The 19,220-nt window shown below is 68.5% G+C and carries 12 protein-coding genes; 1 reads left to right on the forward strand and 11 read right to left on the reverse strand.

Annotated features, from left to right (window positions below; translation table 11 throughout):
- Positions 1–239: 239 nt before the first annotated feature.
- The 5 genes from eccCa to GVY64_RS33260 form a co-directional block, all read right to left on the reverse strand.
- Positions 240–4,247, reverse strand: a complete 4,008-nt coding sequence (gene eccCa / locus GVY64_RS33240; protein WP_159850103.1) for a type VII secretion protein EccCa — start codon at positions 4,245–4,247, stop codon at positions 240–242.
- Positions 4,244–5,797: a type VII secretion protein EccB gene (gene eccB, locus GVY64_RS33245; RefSeq protein ID WP_159850105.1), complete on the reverse strand. Its 1,554-nt coding sequence runs from the start codon at positions 5,795–5,797 to the stop codon at positions 4,244–4,246. The genes eccCa and eccB overlap by 4 nt, the downstream gene beginning before the upstream one ends.
- Before the next feature lie 103 nt (positions 5,798–5,900).
- The gene (eccA, locus tag GVY64_RS33250; protein WP_159850107.1) at positions 5,901–7,661 is read right to left on the reverse strand and encodes a type VII secretion AAA-ATPase EccA; all 1,761 of its coding nucleotides are present in this window, start codon (positions 7,659–7,661) and stop codon (positions 5,901–5,903) included.
- A 541-nt stretch (positions 7,662–8,202) separates the two neighbouring features.
- Positions 8,203–9,879, reverse strand: coding sequence for a WXG100-like domain-containing protein (locus tag GVY64_RS33255; protein ID WP_159850109.1), 1,677 nt, complete (start codon positions 9,877–9,879; stop codon positions 8,203–8,205).
- A gap of 24 nt (positions 9,880–9,903) precedes the next feature.
- Positions 9,904–10,851 carry a C40 family peptidase gene (locus tag GVY64_RS33260; RefSeq protein ID WP_159850111.1) on the reverse strand — a complete coding sequence of 316 codons (948 nt, stop codon included), beginning with the start codon at positions 10,849–10,851 and terminating at the stop codon, positions 9,904–9,906.
- 176 nt (positions 10,852–11,027) lie between these two features.
- On the opposite strand from GVY64_RS33260, the gene GVY64_RS33265 reads away from it, so the two are divergent.
- Positions 11,028–12,137 (forward strand): hypothetical protein, encoded by a 1,110-nt coding sequence (locus GVY64_RS33265; RefSeq protein WP_159850113.1) that lies wholly within the window; start codon positions 11,028–11,030, stop codon positions 12,135–12,137.
- 462 nt (positions 12,138–12,599) lie between these two features.
- Here the strand turns inward: GVY64_RS33265 and GVY64_RS33270 are convergent, their stop codons facing one another.
- The 6 genes from GVY64_RS33270 to GVY64_RS33295 form a co-directional block, all read right to left on the reverse strand.
- A complete protein-coding gene (locus GVY64_RS33270) occupies positions 12,600–14,519 on the reverse strand; it encodes a type VII secretion target (protein WP_159850115.1) in 1,920 nt (639 codons plus the stop codon).
- Positions 14,520–14,665: 146 nt separating this feature from the next.
- Complete coding sequence (locus tag GVY64_RS33275) at positions 14,666–17,227, reverse strand: hypothetical protein (RefSeq protein WP_159850117.1); 2,562 nt, start codon at positions 17,225–17,227, stop codon at positions 14,666–14,668.
- Between the two features lie 6 nt (positions 17,228–17,233).
- Positions 17,234–17,554: a hypothetical protein gene (locus GVY64_RS33280; RefSeq protein ID WP_159850119.1), complete on the reverse strand. Its 321-nt coding sequence runs from the start codon at positions 17,552–17,554 to the stop codon at positions 17,234–17,236.
- Between the two features lie 36 nt (positions 17,555–17,590).
- Positions 17,591–17,974 carry a hypothetical protein gene (locus GVY64_RS33285; protein WP_159850121.1) on the reverse strand — a complete coding sequence of 128 codons (384 nt, stop codon included), beginning with the start codon at positions 17,972–17,974 and terminating at the stop codon, positions 17,591–17,593.
- Positions 17,971–18,696, reverse strand: coding sequence for a hypothetical protein (locus tag GVY64_RS33290; protein ID WP_201298271.1), 726 nt, complete (start codon positions 18,694–18,696; stop codon positions 17,971–17,973). Before GVY64_RS33290 ends, GVY64_RS33285 begins: the two co-directional genes overlap by 4 nt.
- Entirely contained in the window at positions 18,696–19,031 is a 336-nt protein-coding gene (locus GVY64_RS33295; protein WP_159850123.1) for a YbaB/EbfC family nucleoid-associated protein, read from the reverse strand. The genes GVY64_RS33290 and GVY64_RS33295 overlap by 1 nt, the downstream gene beginning before the upstream one ends.
- Between the last annotated feature and the right edge of the window lie 189 nt (positions 19,032–19,220).

Genomic DNA, 19,220 nt, shown 5'->3' on the forward strand with positions numbered 1-19,220 from the left:
CCCGAGGCGGGGCGATAGCACCGTGCTGGCCGTGACCTCCCGGCAGAACGGCGGCGCCCTTACCGACATCCAGTGGCATCCAGAATGGGTCGGTCGCGGCCTCCCGCACGTCCGGCGGCGCGATGCCGAGATCCGGGAGTGCCATGGTGAGACTCCAATCGAGCGTGACTACCAGCTCGGATCGAGCGGCTGCTAAGGAAAACGGTAATTTATTCCCAACCTTGGGATGGGCGCCGAAGTCACATCTGCTGGGGCACCCAGGCCACCTGGACGAGATCTCGGCGAGAAGACATGGGCTCCACGTAGATTCCCCGGCCCGGCGGCTGCTTGGTGGGCCGCACGTCGCCGATCAGGATGCCGTCGAGCTTCGAGCCGTCCATGATCAGACCCGAGGAATTGAGGTTCTTCATCTGGCCGATCACGTTGTCGTACAACGCCGTGTCCGCTTGGGCGATGTTGCGCGCCGCGATGACGTGCAAGCCGGTATCGCGACCGTCGACGATGATCTCCTTCAACGGTTCCAGCGGATTCATCCCGCCACGCTGCACCACCATGTGGTAGTCGTCGATCACGACGAAGACCTCGGGCCCCGACCACCAGGAGCGCTCCGCGAGCTGTCTGGGCGTCACGTTCTCCGGTGGGCGCCGCGAGCGCATCTTCTCCACCAGCGCCGGCAGCGCCTCCCGCACATCCCGCTCGCTGGTCACATGCCCGATGAGCATCTCCTGTGGCACCGTCTCCAAATGCCTGCGCCGGTAGTCGATCAGCAACACGCGCGCCTGCGACGGGTCGTACTGGCGTCGAATGGATTCCAGCAGTGCGGCCAGGGTGGTGGATTTCCCCGATCCCGTCGAGCCGAGCACGATGAAATGGGTCGACACACTGAAATCGATCGTCGCCGGGCTGAGATCGGATTCGCGGACGCCGAACGGCACCACGAGACGTTGAGCGAGCGTTTGCGGGACCGGCCAGCCGGCACGCACTTCGTCCATGCCCACCTGTGGCGGCAGCAATTTCACCTGCGGCGCACGCCTGCCCGGATAACGCTGCGTGATCTCGGCGGCCGCGGCGGCGAGGCCCTCGGCGGCCGAATTCGGATCGCCCACCCCATCGATGCGAGGCAACGCCGTGAGCATGTGCAGACCGTCGGTCGAGATGCAGCGACCCGGTCGATTGGCGGGGATCGCCGCGACAACGTTCCGGTGGGTATTGAAGGTCGTATCGGCCAGGTCACCCAGCCGCATCTCGACGCGTGTCTGCATCAGGTCCTTGATCGCGGGGCGAATCGCGATCCAGCGCGAACTGCTGACCACCAGGTGGATGCCGTAGTTCAAGCCCTGCAGGGCGATGGACTCCATCACCGGGGTGTATTCGTCGTAGTACGGGCCGTTCGTACCGAACCCGACATCCCATCCATCGATGACCAGGAAGACGTCACCGTAGGGATCGCGGTCCTGCCACGGTGGGACGCCCCCGCCGTCGCGCAGCGCGCGGAACTTCCGGATCGAGTCGATGCCGAATTCGCTGAACATCGACTGCCTGCTCTCGAGCAGGTTCGTGACCAACGCGATCGTGCGCCGGATGCGGTCGCCGTCGCGAGCCGCGGCGACCGATCCCACGTGCGGAAGGTTCGTCAGCGCCGCCAAGCCGCCGCCGGAGAAGTCCAGGCAGTAGAACTGCACCTGTTCCGGAGTGTGGGTCAGCGCCGCGGACAGGATGAACGTCTGCAGCGCGGTCGATTTGCCGGACTGCGTACCGCCGACGATGGCCATGTGTCCGCCCGCGCCCGACATGTCGACCGACCAGACGTCCTGACGCTGCTGGCGTGGCTTGTCCACCAGCGCCACCGGCATCTGCAATGCCCCCTGCGGCACCGCGCGGATCATCCGCTCCAGCGTCGGCGGCGTGACCAGCGGCGGGAGCCACATCTTGTGCGCCGGCTGGCCGTGCCGGGCCAGCTGCTGCAATACCGCTTCCATCACCGTGATCGACTCGTTGTCGGCGGACTCCGGCGTCTCCTGGACCGCCACCGGCTCGACCACGGCCGGCCGGTTGTCGACGATGTGGCCGGAGGTGAAGCGCTGCGGCGGCCGGTATCCGCCTCCGGGCCTGCGCGCACGCTGCGCGGAGGCCGCGGACGCCTGCGCCGGAGGCGCGTACTTCGCGCCCACGTACGCCGCCTGGAACCGCTGGAGATCACCGGAACCGACCCGGAGGTAGCCCGAGCCCGGCTTCTTCGGCAGGTGGTAGGCGTCCGCGGTGCCGATCGCGTCGCGCGAATCACTGGTCTGGTTGGTGCGCAACGCGACTCGGTAGGAAAGGTGCGCTTCCAGCTCGCCCATCCGGTTCGCGGGCACCTTCTGCGAAGCGAGCAGCAGGTGGATGCGCAGCGATCGGCCCAATCGGCCGATGGCCACGAAGAGTTTGGAGAAGTTCGGGTATTGCTCGAGCAGTTCGGCGAACTCGTCGAGGATGATCAGCAGCGTGGGTAGCGGTCGCAGGTCCGCGCCCTGCTCCCTGGCGCGCTCGTAGTCGGCGACGCTGGCGAAGTTGCCCGCGTCGCGCAGAATCCGCTGCCGCCGCGCCATCTCACCGTTGATGACGTCTTCCATACGGGTGACGAGGTCGGCTTCTTCCTCCATGTTCGTCACCACGGCCGTCACGTGCGACAGCCGGTCGAAGCCGAGAAAGGTCGCACCGCCCTTGAAGTCGACGAGCAGCAGGTTCAGCACATCCGGCGAATGGGTGGCCACCGCCGAAAGCACCAGGGTGCGCAGGAATTCCGATTTACCCGATCCGGTCGCGCCGATGCACATGCCGTGCGGGCCCATGCCTTCTTCGGCCGATTCCTTGATGTCGAGATAGACGAGGCTACCGGCCGGATCATGTCCGAACGGAATATTCAAGCGGGCCCGATCCTCGTCGCGTCGCCGGACCCACGCCTGCTCGACGCGGATGGCGCCGGGGTCGGCGATGCCGACCATCTCCTCCCACGACGTGCCGCTGCTGGCCTGCTCGGCGGCCACCGCTTCGACCACGGTGGACAACCGGTACGGCGAGAGACTGCGCGCCATCGCCGTCATCGCCGCCGTGGACAGCGAGTCGGCCACGCCGACCCGACGCAGCCCGCGCACGGTCACCTCGTTCAACGATCCGTCCTCGGACACGGCGAAACGCAACGCGCGGGGCAGATTCTGCTCCGTGGCCCCCAGCCGCAGCCACGTGCAACCATCGATGCCGGAGATGTCACGGTCGCTCGCGGGCCCGGCCACGTCGACGAGCAGCAGGTAGTGCGTGCGGTCCAGGGTGGGCTGCGAATTGGCGGAGAACGGACCGCGATTGAGCCCGGCGAGCACCTTGGTACGCAACTCGGCGACGGTGCGGTAGACCATCCGGCTGGAGCCGATCGCGTCATTTTCGCTCGGATGCTGGGTGTGCGGCAACCACTTCAGCCAGGACCATTCCGGCGCGTCCGGATCGGACAGCACCGCGGCAACCGCCACTTGATCCGGTCCGTGCAGCACCGCCACCTCGGCGATCATCGCGCGGACCAACCCGGCCACGAGTTCCGGATCGCCGTCGATGCCGACCTGCGGCGCCGACAGCAGATTGATCGCGACCGGCATGCCGCCGACCGTGGAGTATGCCTTGGCGAAACGAGTCAGCTCGACGACGCCGACCGGGTCCAGATCGGAGGTGGGCGCGGCTTCCGGAACGATCACGCGCACTTGGTTGGCGATGCGCCCGCGGCCGACCCGCACACGAAGGAACTGCGGGCTCGCGACCTGCACCTCCCACATCCGCTTGCCACCGATCAGTCGGGCGATCTCGTCCGGACCGGGATGGGTGTAGCGCAGGAAGGTATGGAGTTCGGCTTCCGCCGCGTGCACCGTCTTGCGGTTGTCGGTGATGCTGCGCAAGTAGTCCTTGCGTTCCTCGTTCAGGCTCGCCGCGCCGCCGCTGGAGTTGCCCGCGAACGCGCCGCCCATCATGCCGAACATCGACACCAGCATCATGGCGGGGAACATGAGCATCATCGGGTTCATGGCTCCGCCGCCGCGGAACATCATGACCATCATTCCGCACATGGCCGCGACCATGACCACGGGCATGATCATCCGCAACCGCGACGGCGGGACCGGCTTGGGCAGCTCGGTCGGCGGTTGCAGCCGCAGCTCGGTCACCGCGGGGGCTTTGGGACCGCGCACCATCCGGGCGGGTCGTACGAACCGGCGAGTCGTGGTCACTGCGTACCACCGAGCCCAGCGACGATCTTGTTGTTGGGGATACCGTCGTGTTGGATGCGAGCTTCCTTCTGGGACAGGGCGGGTCCGACCGCGAACAGCGAGATGATGCTCCACGGTGCGGGAACCGGTGTACGCATCCCGAGGGCGGTCAGGGTGGGATCGTTGCCCCCGCCGTTCGGATCGGTGATGATGCCGTAGCGCACCCCGCTGTCGGAGACCCAGTAGAGCGATTCGCGCAGCGGCGATCCCGGTTCGGCACCGGTCACCTGCACGAAACGCCCGGTGTCCCGCGGCAGGTACGCCGCGTCCGCCGTGGTGCCGCGCGAAGCGGAGGAGGTCACCAGGTCGACCGCGCGGCCCTGCTCGTCCTGCGTGAGCGGCAACTGCCTGCCCACCAGTAGTTCGGTGGTCGCGTTCGGATCGCTCCCGGAGCGCGACCAGTGCAGGCACGTGACGCCGGACCGTTCCGGGTCGACCAGGCGAATGGGACGGGTCGGGTAGGTCGCGGTGCCCGGCCACTGTCCAGGGCGCAGATTCGACGCGATCACGTTGGGCCCTACGGTGCGAGTGGTCACCGAGCCTTGGGCGTCCGCATTGCGAACCATCGCCGCCAGCACCGAACTGACTCGCACCAGCCCGGACTGGGAGACGAGGTAGTACGAGACGCCTTGATCCGGCGTCGACACGGTGAGCACCGACCCGACCGGCGTGGTGAATCCGTTGTTGAGCGAGATGGTCTCGCCCTTCCCCGGCACGTCGGGGACCCGCAGCGGCGGCGCTTCGGGAATCGCGTTGACCAAGCCCTTGGAGGCCGCCACCACCGGAGCGGTCGAGTCGATGCCGAGCGCCATCGCCACTGCGGTGTTCGCGAGGTCGATCGCGGCGCGCACCACGCCTTTCTCGGCGTCCGCGTACACCAGCCAGGTCGTGGTGTCGTCGCGCAGCAGGCGGGCCTCGCCGTCACCCAGCGAGCGGTTGGCGTCACCGTCGATGGTGAGCGGTCCGCCGATCGCCGTCGTCCGTACCGCGGAGCGACTCACGGTCGGCAGGCCGGTCGCCGGGTTCACCGGCGCCGCCGCACCCGTGCGCGCCGTATCGCAGACCGTCCACGAGGAATCCTTCTCGTTGTCGTCGACGATGCTGCCGGGCGCACCGGGAATGCCGACCCACGGCCCACGCGGATATTTCGACAACTCGTCCCGGGACACCTGCACCGGATTGTCGGGGGAACCGACGATGAGCCGAGCCGACGTCAGGTTCAGGGCGGGGAACAGCCGATTGTTCAGGCGCACGAACAGCGCCCCGGTGTCCTTCTCCGCGACGATCTTGGACTCCCCGACCTTCTTGGCGGGTTTGAAGAACCCCAGCACCGCGGCGCCTGCGATGATCACGCAGGCGAGCGCGATGCCGATGGACAGCGCGGTCGAGCGACCACGCTGTGGGTCATCGATCATCGACGCGTCTCGGCGGACCAGCGCGTGCTCGATCCGTCGCAGCAGAAAACGCCAGCCGGAAATCTGGTGTTTGGTCACAACCCGGAAGCGCGCCACCGGTTCTCGTTCCTTCCGCCGCCCTCACCAAACCGTAACCAGCGGTCACAGCATGAATACGACCACTATTCCCGGAGCTGGGGATAGTGGATCAGCGGACGCCTCACACCCGCGTGCTCGGCGCCAAACCCTCCAGCGCCGCGGTGACGTCGAACGCGTCGATCGTCATGAGCTCCTCGTCGGTCATCGCGGCGATATCGGCGTTTTCCCTGGTGAAGCGATAATCACGCTCGGCTTCGGCGGCCTCGACCACGTTGCGCACGAAACGGCCGTTGCCGGCCAGATCGATCAGCCGCCTGCCGTTCTTGGTCTGCCCCGCCAGCTCCTCACACCTCAGGCGCAGCACCTCACGAGCCTGCTCGGAGAGGATCGAATCCTTCTTCCGCGCGATATGTTCGGCGATCTGCACCAGTTCGTCGGCGTCGTAACTGGCGAAACGGATGCGCTTGGTGAAACGGGAGGCGAGGCCGTCGTTGGAGGCGAGGAACCGGTCGATCTGGTCCTCGTATCCCGCGATGATCACGACGAGCTTGTCCCGGTCGTTCTCCATGCGAGCCAGCAGCGTATCGACCGCTTCCTTGCCGAAAGCGTCTCCACCGGAGAGACCTTCCTGGATCAGCGTGTACGCCTCGTCGATGAACAGCACCCCGCCGAGCGCCGAGTCGATCAGCGCATTGGTCTTGGGCGCCGTGTGGCCCAGGTGGGTGCCGACCATGTCGTTGCGGGAGACCTCGATGACCTCGGCGTTCTCCACGACACCCAGACCGGCGAAGATCTTGGCGATCACCCGGGCGATGGTCGTCTTGCCGGTGCCGGGCGGGCCGGAGAAGATCAGGTGCTGCGACTTCGAATCCACGGCGAGCCCGCGCTTGGCGCGCACCTGATCCATCAGTACGCCGGACTTGAGCCGGTCGACCTGTTCCTTGACCGAATCCATGCCGATCTGCGCTTGCAGCAGATCGGAGGCTTCCGCGAGAAGACTCTCGCGCTCTGCCCGCGCCGCGCTGGCGGCCGCCTCTCGCGGATCGTCACCCGTCGTGGGATCCCACCGGTTCGTCCGGGATGCGATGAGTTCCGCGGTGGCGACCTCGAATCGGTACGACTTGTCGCGCACCGCTCGCTGCCATTCCTCGCGGTCCGGCCACAGCGCCGAGCCCTGCAGCCCATTGAGGATCTTGTCGGCGGCGTCGTGATCGCCGTTGTGCCGCATCAGCATGCCGAGCAGGAAGTGCGCATCGGCCCAGATGTAGGACAGGCTGCCCGAGGAGCTGTCCTCCACGATCCGCTGCGCGCGCGGCATGGCTTCGCCGAAGCGGCCCAGGTGCGCCAGCGACTGCGCGGTCATCAGCTCGGCGGCGATGTCCAGCAGGCCGTCCTCCAGCACCGGCCGCGCGTTGCGCAACGTGAGCACCTCCGGCCATTGCTTCGTCCGGAAGTACAGCGACATGCGCACGAAGTCGGAGACGTCGTCGCGCGGGACCTCGTCGAGAATCGCCGCGGCTTCTTGCCATTCACCGCCTTCTGCGTACGCGCACGCCTGTGCGATGGCGATCTGATCGCGATCGGCCATCGCGACGCGCAGGCCGTACATGCCGATCTCGACCTGACACCACAGGGCCCGGTCGACCAGCCCCGCCCGCTGCTGGTCACGGTAGAGGTTGTGCACCGAGCGGTAGGCGCCGTAGATCACCTCCGAGGTGACCTCTCCGGTCATGGCACGCCCGAGCCAGGCATCGCACATGTCCGGGTCGAGATCGGTGGCAGCCCGAAACGCCGCCGCCGCATGCTGGTCGTTACGCACGCCCCCTGCGACCAACCCAAGATTCTGAACACCCGTGTAGAACGCGTCCTCGGCCGCTGACACTCGGACTTCCCTTCCGCCGATCTAGCCTGCTCGAACGATAGATTCCGGGGGTCACGCCGAGGACTCGATCGCTTCCCATTGCTGGGAAGAAACCGAGGCGGAGGCCACTCACGAGCGACATGCCAATTTTGAACGGGCCGTCAGTTAACGGTATGTTTACCCCGGGGTCGGCAATCATCCGCCTGCAGACGGCCCCTTCGGCGGCGGCTGGCCAGCCGCGATCCGGTCCCCCAGCCGCCGCGCGACAGGCCGAAGCCCGTATGAAAATTTCTTGCCGCTATTTAGGTGCACACTATTGAACGTTCCGACAGAAGAGGGTACTGTCTGAACACAGATCGTCAGTCCCTCATCCTGACGATCTGCACCCAATAAGCAACGGCCGGTGGCACCGGCAGGCCACCGGCCGTTGTGGGGGAACGACACCCTGTGCGGTAGCGCGATTGGTCTACGTCTACCACTCCCACCACTTTCTCTCCGCAACCCATTCCCGCCCTTGGGAATGGGTTTTTCTGTCGGAGTTCCTTCTTCGCTCTTTCGCCGGTCAGTCGCGCGAAGGCGGCGCGTCCGTGCGATCGGACGCCGGTGCCGTCACCCGCGGCGGCGCGGGCATCGCGTCGGCGAGACCGGCGCTGTTCGCTTCGGCGTCCTTCTCCTTCTCCCGAACCAACCGCAGTGGCGGCCGCGTCGCCGGAGCGTGCGCCACGGCCGGAACATCCCGGGTCCGACGGGTTTTGGTCCACGGAGTAACCGCGGGCCTGCGCGCTTTCGGCGTGGCCTTCGCCGGACGTTCGGATTTCGGGGGCGCGGGGTCCGGCCCGCCCGGCTGCGGCGCGCCTCGGCCCCAAGGGGTGGACGCCGCGCCGGGACTCTGCCGCGCAGAAGGCGGTACTCCCAGCGAATCTCCCAGGACTGGACCCGCGACTACGGGCAAGTCCTCTGCCTGCACACGGTCGGCAGGTCCAGCCACTTCGGACGGCAGGCCGGACCGGTGAGCCTCGGAGTCGACGGCCGGTCGCGCCGCAACCTCGGACGCCGCGCCGCGTGCGGCCACCGGTCCGGCATCCGCTCCAGCGTGCGCGGACAGCGCGGATGGGCGCTCGACTCCTGCCGGTCGGTCCGCCGCATTCACGTCCACACCGTTCGGTGCGGCCCCCACTGCCGCAGTCCTTTTCGCGGACTCCCAGGCAGACTCGCGAGGTTCCGAGCCGACCGGCGAGGGAGATCGCTCGCCGGTCGGGACCAGCGTACCTGTGCCGGCGGGGGATCCGTTTCGATCGACCGGCCGTTCCGCGGCGCCGACCGCGTTCGGGGCGTCACGCAACGCGACTGGGACGCGCGCATCTTTCGGGAGTACGCCGAGACCGGTGTTCGCCGCCGATGCGTTCGGGCCGAAGCGCGACTCCGGCTGCGCACCGCGCTGGAACGGAATTTCGCGCTCCCGAACGGCGGGGCCATGCGGAGCGTTCGCGTCCGTCGCGGTGGGCTGCGCCGCGTCGTCGAACGGTGTCGATGTCGTGAAATCTAGTGTCGAGACGTTCTCGGCGAATGTCGCCGCGTGCCGCATGATGTCGTCGGCGTGATCGTCGAGCACCTTCGCGAAGTGCTGCACCGCGTCGGGATCGATGCGCAGCGGTGCCGGTCTACCCGACGACGGGATGTCGAGCGCGTCGCGGGTCGCGTCGTAGACGATTCCCTTGACCATGTCGTCGATGGCCTTCTCGAGCGGTTCGATCGCCTTGCCGACGACTTCGGCGACGATGTAGCCGATCAGATACTGCGCCATCTCCTCGCACAGCTTGCGCGCCGCTGCGGCGACCAGCGGCGCGGAAGGCGCCAGCGGCGGCGTGATCATCACCGAGGCATAGGCAGCGGCCAGGGCGGCGAGTTCGGCCAGCACGGCGACCTTCACCACGGTGATCACCGTCGCCGCGGCGTCGAGGGCCTGCCCCACGATTTTGCACGCGCTATCGAGTTGCTGCATGTGTCCGGCGCTCATGCCCGCCCAGGTGGCGACCAGTTGCTGATAGGACTCACCCGAGTAGAAGGCGCCCATCTGATCGATAACGCCGGTCGCGGAGTCGTGCGTGTCCCGCACCTGGGCGGCGAAGGTGCGCACATGCCCGGCGAGGGCGCGGACGTCGTCCTCGTTGATATCCGGGTAGGGGATACCGCAGATGTTGAGAAACAGCGCGACCTCGCTGGGAATGTTTATGGCCACGCGATCCTCCCCATGGTCACCGCGTCACAGCACCCGCACGACGACGGAGTTGCTGTCCATGCGTGACCACTTCACCGTCGAACCCGTGTAGGGCGCCTCGATGACCATGCCGTTGCCCGCGGCCAGCTGCACGTGCTCCGGGCCGTATCGACCCCAGGAGTTGCCTGGAAACACCAGGTCGCCAGGACGCACGTCGGCGGGGTGCACCCGGACCCCGCTGTAGATCTGCTCATAGGTGGTACGGGGCAGCACCACTTCGCCGTTGCTCGCCTGGGCGATCGCGTATTGCGTGAGACCCGAGCAGTCGAAGCCGCCGCCGCTCGGACCGCCCGCGCCACCCCCACCCCACACGTAGGGGGTGCCGAGCCAGTTGCTGGCAGCCAGAACCGCGTTGCCGCCCCGGGTGCCGTCCGAGCGCACGGTGCTCTTGCGGCGCAGCCGTGACGAGGAGCTGGACCTCGAGCGCGTCCGCCGCCGCCTGCGCGGCGCCGTACCGTGCCTGGCCTGCCGGGTCGCCGGCGTCGCGGGCGGCATGATCTGCGCGGCCTGCTGCCGCGCGGCGGCGACATCGGCGTCGACCTGCTTGGTGGCATTCGAGATGGTGGCCTGTGCGGCATCCAGCAGCGCGGGCCCGCTGAAGCGGGTGTCGGCCACCGAAGCGATCGCCTGGATCCGGCTCTGGAAATCCGCGATGTGGTTGTTAAGACGACCACGGCCGTTGACCGTCCCGTCACCGGACTCGCCCACGGCTTTGCCGACGATGCTGTCTTTGCCCGCATGGGATTCCGCGATCGACATCTGCATGCCGTGCGCCTCGCCGTACCGCAATGCCACCGCCCCGGACTGGGGACGCAGATCGGCGGCGAGAGCTTGGGTCGTGGTCGCCGCCTGGCCGACGGGCTGGCCGTCGCCGTACAGCGCGAGCAGCGATCGGAGTACTCCGTCCAGGTCGTTCGTCAGTGCCGGTGCCATTCGACCGACTCGCCATCGCTCATCACCGACCGCCTCTCACACTCTCCAGCTATTGTGTCGCCCGAACCGAATCGGTCGTATTCCCATTCGTGGGTGGGTAATCGAACTATGCGCCACTTCCCATAATCGGGAAGCCGAGACAATGGGTGTGACTTCTGGAAGGCGGTGGCGACGGTATGGCCCCAACGGCAGCGGAGACCAAAGCCAAAAAAGCATCGGCGCTGGCGTCTACCCCTCTGGCCAGTGTGGCCTCCGAGGTCAAGCATTTCTGGCTGGTCGACCTGCATTGCCCGCCGGGAGCCTCGGAGGGGTTGCGCGCCTATATCGCGATGGCGGACACCGCCATTCAGACCGCCGTGGACCTGCTCGGCCGCGGCATGACCACTCCCCCGCCGAAAGTCTCCGACCTGCTCGAGCCCGCCATCTACAAAGCGCTCGGCAAAGGCGAGGCGGACGACGAATACCGCAAGACGATCGACAAGGTCGAGGCCAGGCAACTGCAGTTGCTGCAGATGGACGACAAGGTGGTCAAGACCTCTGTCACGGTGGCCGCCGAACAAGTGCAGGCGCTGCGGTCTATCAAGACCATCGTGGCCGACCTCAACACCAAGCTGAAGGCCGCAGGCACGGGCAAACTGAAGCCCGCGCAGGAGCTTCCGTTGCTCGAGGCTGTCGCCGCCGCCGTGGAGGCGGTGTACGACAAGGTCACCGCGATCGCCGACCTCAACGAGGATATGGCCAACGGCAAAGGGAACGGCGACTCGAAAGGCGGCGGCCAGAACGCCGGGGGCGGCACGTCCGGTGGCAGTGGCGGCGGTGACGGTGGTCTCTCCTCGCTGCTGCCGATGCTCGCGATGCTGCCGATGGCTGCCATGCCGCTGGTCTCCCAGATACCCGAGATGTTGCAGAACGCCGAAGAGAACAAGGCGAAGAAGGCCGAGGAAGACAAGAACAACGGCGCCCCGGGGCACCCCGGGCAGGCGCCGCCGCCCGGCAATCAGGGCCAGCCCGCGGCCGCGCCGCCGCAGGGCGATCCGAATGCGCAACCGGCCGCCGCGCAACCGGAAACCGCGCCGCCCGGCGGCATCACCGCGGCATCGGCGGCCAATACCGCTCCGCCCGCCGAGCAGGATGGAGCTCCCGCCGCTACCACGTCGCCCGGCGTGATCCCGGCTCGGCGGACCCGGGACGGGTCCGCGACCGCCCGGACGGGCAGCGACACCGCCCAGGACGCGGAGGCCGAGGGCGAACCGACTCCGGAAGAAACTCCCGTCATCGAGGCGTAGCTGCGTCGAGCCGCTCTTCGGTGGGCACTCGACGAAGTCGAGTCCGTCGGCGGGTTCGGCATTCCCTGGTTCCGGCTGCCGCGTTCGCGGCGAGCATCTCGATCACCCGGTCGGGTACCGCGGCAGCCGGGTAGCAACACGTGACGGCCCGTGCGGATCGCCCGCTCTACCCGCGCTGCCGGATCGGCGTCGGTGACCGTGCCCACGATGCGCGCTCTCGTACGCGATTGCGGCACTACCAGTAGCTGTCCGAGACCGGAATCCCGCCTTTCCGGTGAACGGCCGCCCCACTCCGGTCAGTGATCCGTGGACCAGCCCGAAGCGCTGTGGGGCCCAGGGATGGCCGGAGTCTCCGGAAGGACCCTCAGCGACAGACGTACCGGCGTCCGCCTCCCGGCGCGGCGGGATCGCACCCACCACGCCGGGCCCGGATCAATGCATCGACCTACGCTCGCGGAGCTTTCATGACTGCTGTGGAGGCGCCACCGGCGGCGGGGTCGAAGGCGCGGCCACGACGGTGGGCGGCGGCCCGCCTGCGACCTCCGGTGCGGTGACCGAAGGAACCACTGCGGGCGGGGCAACGCGCTCGAGCTGCACGGCGGTGGACACCGGCGCCGGCGTCGAGACGAACTGTGGATGCAGAGCGACCTGTTCGTGGGCGTAGACGGCGTCGCGCAGGGTCTGTCTGTTCGTCTCGTTCGCCAGCAGCAGCACCAATTCGTTGCAGCGCCGCTCGAAGACCATGCTGCGCAACGGGGACGCTCCGGCGTCCAGCCGCAGCTGCCCGACCTCCACCCGGCCCACGTCGACCCGCTGCCCAAGCATCGAGGCCGCCAGCAGATCGTCGGCGTCCCGCAGTTCGTCCCACAGCTCGCGCGGCACGGGCCTTCCGGCTTGTAGCTCGGCGAGAATTCGTTCCCGGATCCGGCGCGAGGTCGCGGCTTCGACGGGCGCCGGTCCGGAGCGTCCGACCTGCCCGTGGGCGTCGACGGCCAGTTCCACGCACCGCGAGCGCACCTGCGCGTCGGGTACCGACGAGACTTGTTCTAGACCGGCGATCGACCCGGCAAGACCGAGCCGGTCGGCCGTATCCGGGGTGAACTCGCGCAGATCGACGTCATAGGACGGAGCGACGAGCCCCTCCATCGCCGCTTCACCGAAGCGGTTGCGCAACCCCGGATCGATCGGGCCGGAGGACACAAGGGCAGACAGACTCGCGTTCGCCTTCGCACCCCAGGCCAAGCCGAATTCCGCCAGGACCCGAGCCGGATCGGTGACTCCTTCCCACGGCGATCCGGCGCCGTCGTCGGCAGTGAGCAACTCGTCCCAGTTCCACGGCGTGGAAACCTCACGCGGCAGGAACAATCCGGCGGGCAACCACCCACGTCCTTCGTTCGACGTGATGAAGACGCCCGTTCCGCCGGGACCCCGCATCACCGAGACGGCCCAGGCCATGCCCACCGGGGAGTCCACCGCGGCGAGCACGCTGCCGAGCAGCGTCCTGGCCAGCACGAGATCGTCGTTCACCTGGCTGCCCACCACGTACGCGGGTTCGGCCTCCTTGTCCTTCGCCGAGGCGACGGCGGCCGCGAACGGGCTCGCCACCGGCACCGGCATCGGCGGCAGGTCCGACCGGCCCGTCGCGCCGGTGGGCGGTTGCGTGGCACCTCGATCGTCCGGGGCTCCGTTGAGCGGGCCGACCCCGGCGGGCGGCATGCCCGCCGCCGACGGCGCTGTCACGCCGGTGCTCGACGGGCCACCCGGTGTCGTCGTTCCCGTCGCGTTCGGCGTCCCGGTGCCGTTGGTGCTCACCGGGTCCGTCGACGCGGCGGTCGCGGCGGGCACGCCCGCTCCGGTCGGGGACGCCTCGCCGGGTTTGCCTTGCGAAGCGGCGAGCGGGTCGGTCTGTGTGGCGTCGGGTGCGGCCGAATCCCGACCGGCGGAACCGGGACCGGCCGTCACCGGGTCGGCATCCGGCGATGACCCCGGCGTCGATACGGACGGCGTCGTGGGGCGGTCCGTACCGAACGGATCGGTCGAGCTTCCCGGCACCGGGGACGGCTTATCGGTGAGGCCGGCCACCTGCCGGATGTGCTGGGCGAAATCGTCGTCGGATTGCTCGTAGGCGTCCGCGGACGCACGCAACGACTCCGCGGTGCGATCGTGTTCGCTGGCCAGCGCCTCGCCCGCGCGCTGCCGTGCGTCGTAGTATCGCTCCAGCGCTTCATAGACCGGGTAGGCGATCTTGCCGTAGGTGGGCAGGAAGTTCGCCAGCCAATCCGCCGGCGGTTTGGCCCATTCCCTGGTGTCGGCGGCCACCCGACTGTGTTGGTCGGCCAGCTGACGCAAAACCGCAGGGTCGATTTCCATGCTGTTCGGCATGCTCGATCAGATCCTTTCCCACCACACGTCCCCCTATTGTCGATCCTTCCCATTGATGGGGAGTGCGAAGTGATGACGCGTTTCGATACCTGCTCGGTGGCATTCGGCGCCGGTGTTTTCGGGTGATCGCGGTATCCAGCTACTGATCAGCGGCCTGGCCCCGCGGTGATGGTCGGGCGGCGAGGCGGAGCTGCGGCGGGCGCTGGAGCCGGTGCGACGAAGGCCGGATGACCCATGATCTGCGTGTGCGCGTACATCGCGTCGCGCAGAGACTGTCGCGTCGCGGGCTCCGCCAGCAGCAGCACGAGTTCGTCGCAACGGCGTTCGAAGACCATGGCGCGCAGGCCGCTCATCTCCGATGCGTACCGGCCGTCGGCGTGGTCGGCGCGCAAATCACCCAGCGCGACCCGCGAGACGTCGGCGCGCCGCGCCAGCATCGTCGCGGTGAGCAGGTCGTCGGCGTCCCGGAGTTCCTCCCACCACTCCTGTGGCACTTCGCGGCGCTGCCGCAGCGCGCCGAGGATCCGCTCGCGCGCCGCGGGCGCTCCCAGCGCGGCCGGAGAACCCAGACCGGCGCTGTGGACCCGAACGTGTGCGTCGGAGGCCAACTCCCAGCACCGCAGCCAGATCTCCGACTCCGGCGTGGTCGCGGCCCGTTGCACCAGCGCCGGGGCCGCGACGAGTTCGAGGCGGTCGACCAGACTGGGTCGCGGTGCGCTGAAGTCCATCGCCGACGAGGCGGCCACTTCGCCTTCGACCGGCACCTCGCCCAACTGCCGTCGCAGCTCGGCGTCGACCTCTGTCGAGGAGACGACGGCGGTCAGCCGAGCACCGGACTTGCGGCCCCAGGCGATGCCGAACTCCGCCAGCACGCGCGACGGGTCGGCGACGCCCTCCCACGCGCTCTCGGCCACCTCCCACACCCACGGCGTGGATATCTCACGCGGCAGGTACAACCCGGCGGGTATCCAGCCGCGTCCCTCGTTCGAGGTGACGAACGCGGTGATCCCACTCTGGTGGCGCATCACCGAAACCGCCCACCCGAGTCCGAGGACCGCGGCGCCGCCGGCGGCCAGGACGCCCGCGAGCAGCGTGCGGGCCAGCACCAGGTCCCCGTCCACCCGCGCGCCCAGGACGAACGCGGGCGCCGCCGCCGAGGTCATGGCCGCGCCGACGACGTTGCGCATCGAATCGTCGCTGTCGTCCGCCTCGTCCTTGCCTGCGTCCGCTCGCTGGTCGGTCCGCTCCGGCGGCTGTGTCTTTCCCGCAGCGCCCGCACCGGGTGGCGGTCCCGCGCTCACCGCGGTGACCTTGGGCGCGGCGGCCGGTCCGCGCGATTCGCCGGGGGGAGCCGCGGTCTGCTTCGCCTGCACTTGCGGCGGACCCGAACCCGCCTGTGCCGCCGGCGCGGAGACCGCCGGTCCGGACGGACCGCTGGATGCGGTCGAGGCAGCCGGTGCCGATGGCGCCAGGTAACCCGGCGTCACCATGGGTGGAGGAAGGACGAAGGGCGGCGGTGCCACCGACGCCGCCGGGTCCGCCGCGGACACCGAGACATCGGTGATCGGCTCGGGTGCGGCGGCGTCGTGCGTTTCTGCCGAAGAAACGGTGGTGGAGCGGTCCCGGCTCCCGGACTCGGCCTCGTCGACCGAGACATCCGAGCCCCGTCCGTGCTGATCCTGCGCGTCCGAACCGGGCGCATCGTGGTCGCCGCCGTCCGCGGGCGCTCCGTGATCCGTAGCCATGGGCTCGGTATCGGTGAGCGGGCCGCGAGGCGGGCCGCCCGCGGCGGTCAGGCCTGGTCCGGCGTCGGCGACCCCGCCGGGCGTGTTGCTCACGGGGATGGCCGTCGTTCCGGCGGGCGGGTACTGGCCGGGCACCGGGTCCGTAGCCGGGGATTCGGTCGAAGTGTCCTGGTTCGTGCGAGGATCGAGTTGTCGGTCGGCTTCGTCGGCGGGCAAGGACAGGTCGGTCTCGCCGACCGGTTGCCCGTCCACGTTCTCCGGGAAGACCACAACAGGCGTATCGTCCTTCGGCCGCTCGGTCCGCGGCGATCCGTTGTGCCGTGGATCGCCGGAGTGGTCGGTCGCGGGCCGGTGCTGTGCCCGGTCGCCGCCACCATGATCGTTCCCGCTGTGGTCGTCCGCATTGCGATGGCCCGGCTCCCAAGGCCCCGGTTGCCCCAGCGCGTCGGCGATCAAGCCCAAACTCGGCAGCCCCTGTGGGCTGATCGAACTGAGCGCCGCCCGGACGACATCCTCCACGTCTTCCCGTGCGGCGGCGATCATTCCGGGGATCCGGCTGCGGATGGCCTGAGCGTCGGATTCGTCGTCCTCCGCCGCTGCCGCGCGTTTGGTCGCGTTGACCCTCGCCGTAGCCTCCTCGACGATGTCGAGGATCTTGTTGCGGGTCCGGTACACCAGGTCGGAGAAGTCCCGGAAGGTGTCCGCCGCGGCTTCCAGCGCATCGGCGAACGCCTGCGGGTTCATCCGCTGGCGCACCATGTCGTCCTTGACCGGTTGCAGCCCGGCACTGGAACGGGCCCGTTCGTCGAAGTCGCGTCGCCTGCGGTCGGCGTCGAGCAGGTCCAACGCGCCCGCGCCGTCCCGCGCGAGACGTTCCAGCGCACTCCAGTCCCCCGGCGAGATCGCCGGCCAGTTGTCGCCGACGATGGCGTCCCAGTACGGACTGTCGCGCTCCGGTTCCATCAGCGCTCAGACGAACTCGGTACGACTGCGCACCGCCGCAGCGCCCGCACGGTCGGCTTCGCCGTGGGTATACGACACTTGGGCCGTGACCGCTGTCGTCGCGTCCACACGACGGCCGTTGGCCCGCACCGCACGCTCGAACGTGGTCTTGATCCACTGCGTGTGCGCCACCAGTCGCCGATCGATCTCCGATTCCGGTCGCCTCGGTGCGACGAAACCACCACTGATCTGCTGGACTTGGCCGCCGACGGTGGTGACCGCGGTGCGGAACTTCTGTGCGGCGGCGACGACCTCATGCGGATCGTCGGTATCGAATTTGTCGGTCATGTCGCTGTCCTGTCTCGCCGTTGCGGCGGTCGGCACTCAGGTGTCGCGTCGGAACTCGGCTTCCTCCATGGCGCGATACGACGCCTCGGTCGGAAGGTCGAACGAATCGATCGTGTAGGAGCGGGTGCCCTTGTACTCCATCTCCGCCCGCAGCCCGACGCGCGACTTCGCGTGCGCCAGCCGCGCGAGCTTGACGATCTGGGACGCCAACCACTCGTCGCCGTTCTCGCGAGCGTCGTCGGTGATGTACAAGCCGATGATCTCGCCGTCCCGGTCGCATCCGACGCCGACGGTGTGGTCGGGGTTGAACACCTCGTAGGTCAGCTTCCGCCAGTCCGGTGCGGCGGCTTCCCCCTCGTCGACTTCATCGACATCGTCGACGTCGTAATCGTCCAGGTGGATCGAATGTATGTCGGTCATCGGCTGCTCTCCGAGAATCGTTCACCAGGCTGTGGATTGATCAAGTAGTCGGCGTCGTCGGTCATGGATTCCAGGCGCGCGGCCAGCGCCGACCAGGCGGCGTCCTCGATGCGCATGATCTGGCGCATCTGCCAGAACCGGGCCCCGAGATACAACTCGCCGGTGCCGTCCGGGGCCACGTCGAGATGGTCGGGTCCCTCCGTGGCCGGGTTCAACGTCACCGCCGTCAACGGCGGGCGGGTGTCGTCGACGTTCACCAGCGTCGCGCCGCCGCCCGGGATGAAACTCTGCCGCAGCCTGGGACTGCTGCCGATCGCGACGTCGGCGCTGTTGGTGGTGATGGTGACCTCCGGATTCAACAGCAGTTGCAGTACCCACGAGCGGGCCGCCTGCTCGGGATGGTCGGCGTTGATCGCGATCGTCAAGGTCGCGGACAAGTCGATCACCAGGACCGCGTCGGTGGTGGTGACACCGGCGATCACCAAACGGCGGGCGGTGCCCGTCGGATACGGCAGGTCGTCGGCGGCCACGGACACCACGTCCGCGCCGACGCCGCCACCGGTGGCAGGATGCGCGGAGACGGTTCCGGTGGCGACATCGATCGTGTAGGCGACGATGATCTCCGAGATGCCGTCCGCCACTCCGGCCAGCCGGACCAGCCCCTCGTCGTGCAGCCACCGCACCGTATCCGCGACGGTGACCTCCGGTGCGGGCTCGGTCATCAGGACTGCCCCGAAGCGGTGGCGACCGGCTCGTCTGCATCGATGGGGTTCTCCATGACGCTCTGGTACTGCCGCGCGGCGTCGGCGGTGCTCTCCCGGATCGCGGCCATGATCTCGGTGACCAGTTCGGGGCAGGTGAGCCGGTCGGCCGTGCCCGGCGCGAGGTAGAGATCGGTCAGCCTGCCCATCGCGTCGACCTCCGGGATGACCGCGCCGCTGGGCGACGGCCTGCGGGCGCGAATGTTGTCGATCTTCTCCCGCATCTCGGCGATCCGGTGCCGCAGATCCCGGGCGGCGTCCAGGGCCGCCTGCACGTCCGGGTGGATGGAACTCACGACGCCACCTCGCTGCGCTCACTCATGCGTTACCTCCGGGTTGGGAAGGGGTTTGATTGCTCGGCGCGGGCGTCGGCGGGGTCACGGTCGGGGCAATGGTCGGCCGTTCACCGATCACCGCTTCGGTGTGCGGTGTGTCGTCCACGTACATCAAGCGGTCGGGATGCCATGCCACGACGCGGTTGCGGT

The sequence above is a fragment of the Nocardia sp. CY41 genome, from assembly GCF_009829325.1.
Classification (GTDB): domain Bacteria; phylum Actinomycetota; class Actinomycetes; order Mycobacteriales; family Mycobacteriaceae; genus Nocardia.

Bases quoted from the DNA above. Each gene is read 5' to 3' on its own strand.
- GVY64_RS33290 (WP_201298271.1), bottom strand. From the start codon at position 18,696: ATGACCGAGCCCGCACCGGAGGTCACCGTCGCGGATACGGTGCGGTGG.
- GVY64_RS33260 (WP_159850111.1), bottom strand. From the start codon at position 10,851: ATGGCACCGGCACTGACGAACGACCTGGACGGAGTACTCCGATCGCTG.
- GVY64_RS33270 (WP_159850115.1), bottom strand. From the start codon at position 14,519: ATGCCGAACAGCATGGAAATCGACCCTGCGGTTTTGCGTCAGCTGGCC.
- GVY64_RS33275 (WP_159850117.1), bottom strand. From the start codon at position 17,227: ATGGAACCGGAGCGCGACAGTCCGTACTGGGACGCCATCGTCGGCGAC.
- GVY64_RS33265 (WP_159850113.1), top strand. From the start codon at position 11,028: ATGGCCCCAACGGCAGCGGAGACCAAAGCCAAAAAAGCATCGGCGCTG.
- GVY64_RS33280 (WP_159850119.1), bottom strand. From the start codon at position 17,554: ATGACCGACAAATTCGATACCGACGATCCGCATGAGGTCGTCGCCGCC.
- GVY64_RS33285 (WP_159850121.1), bottom strand. From the start codon at position 17,974: ATGACCGACATACATTCGATCCACCTGGACGATTACGACGTCGACGAT.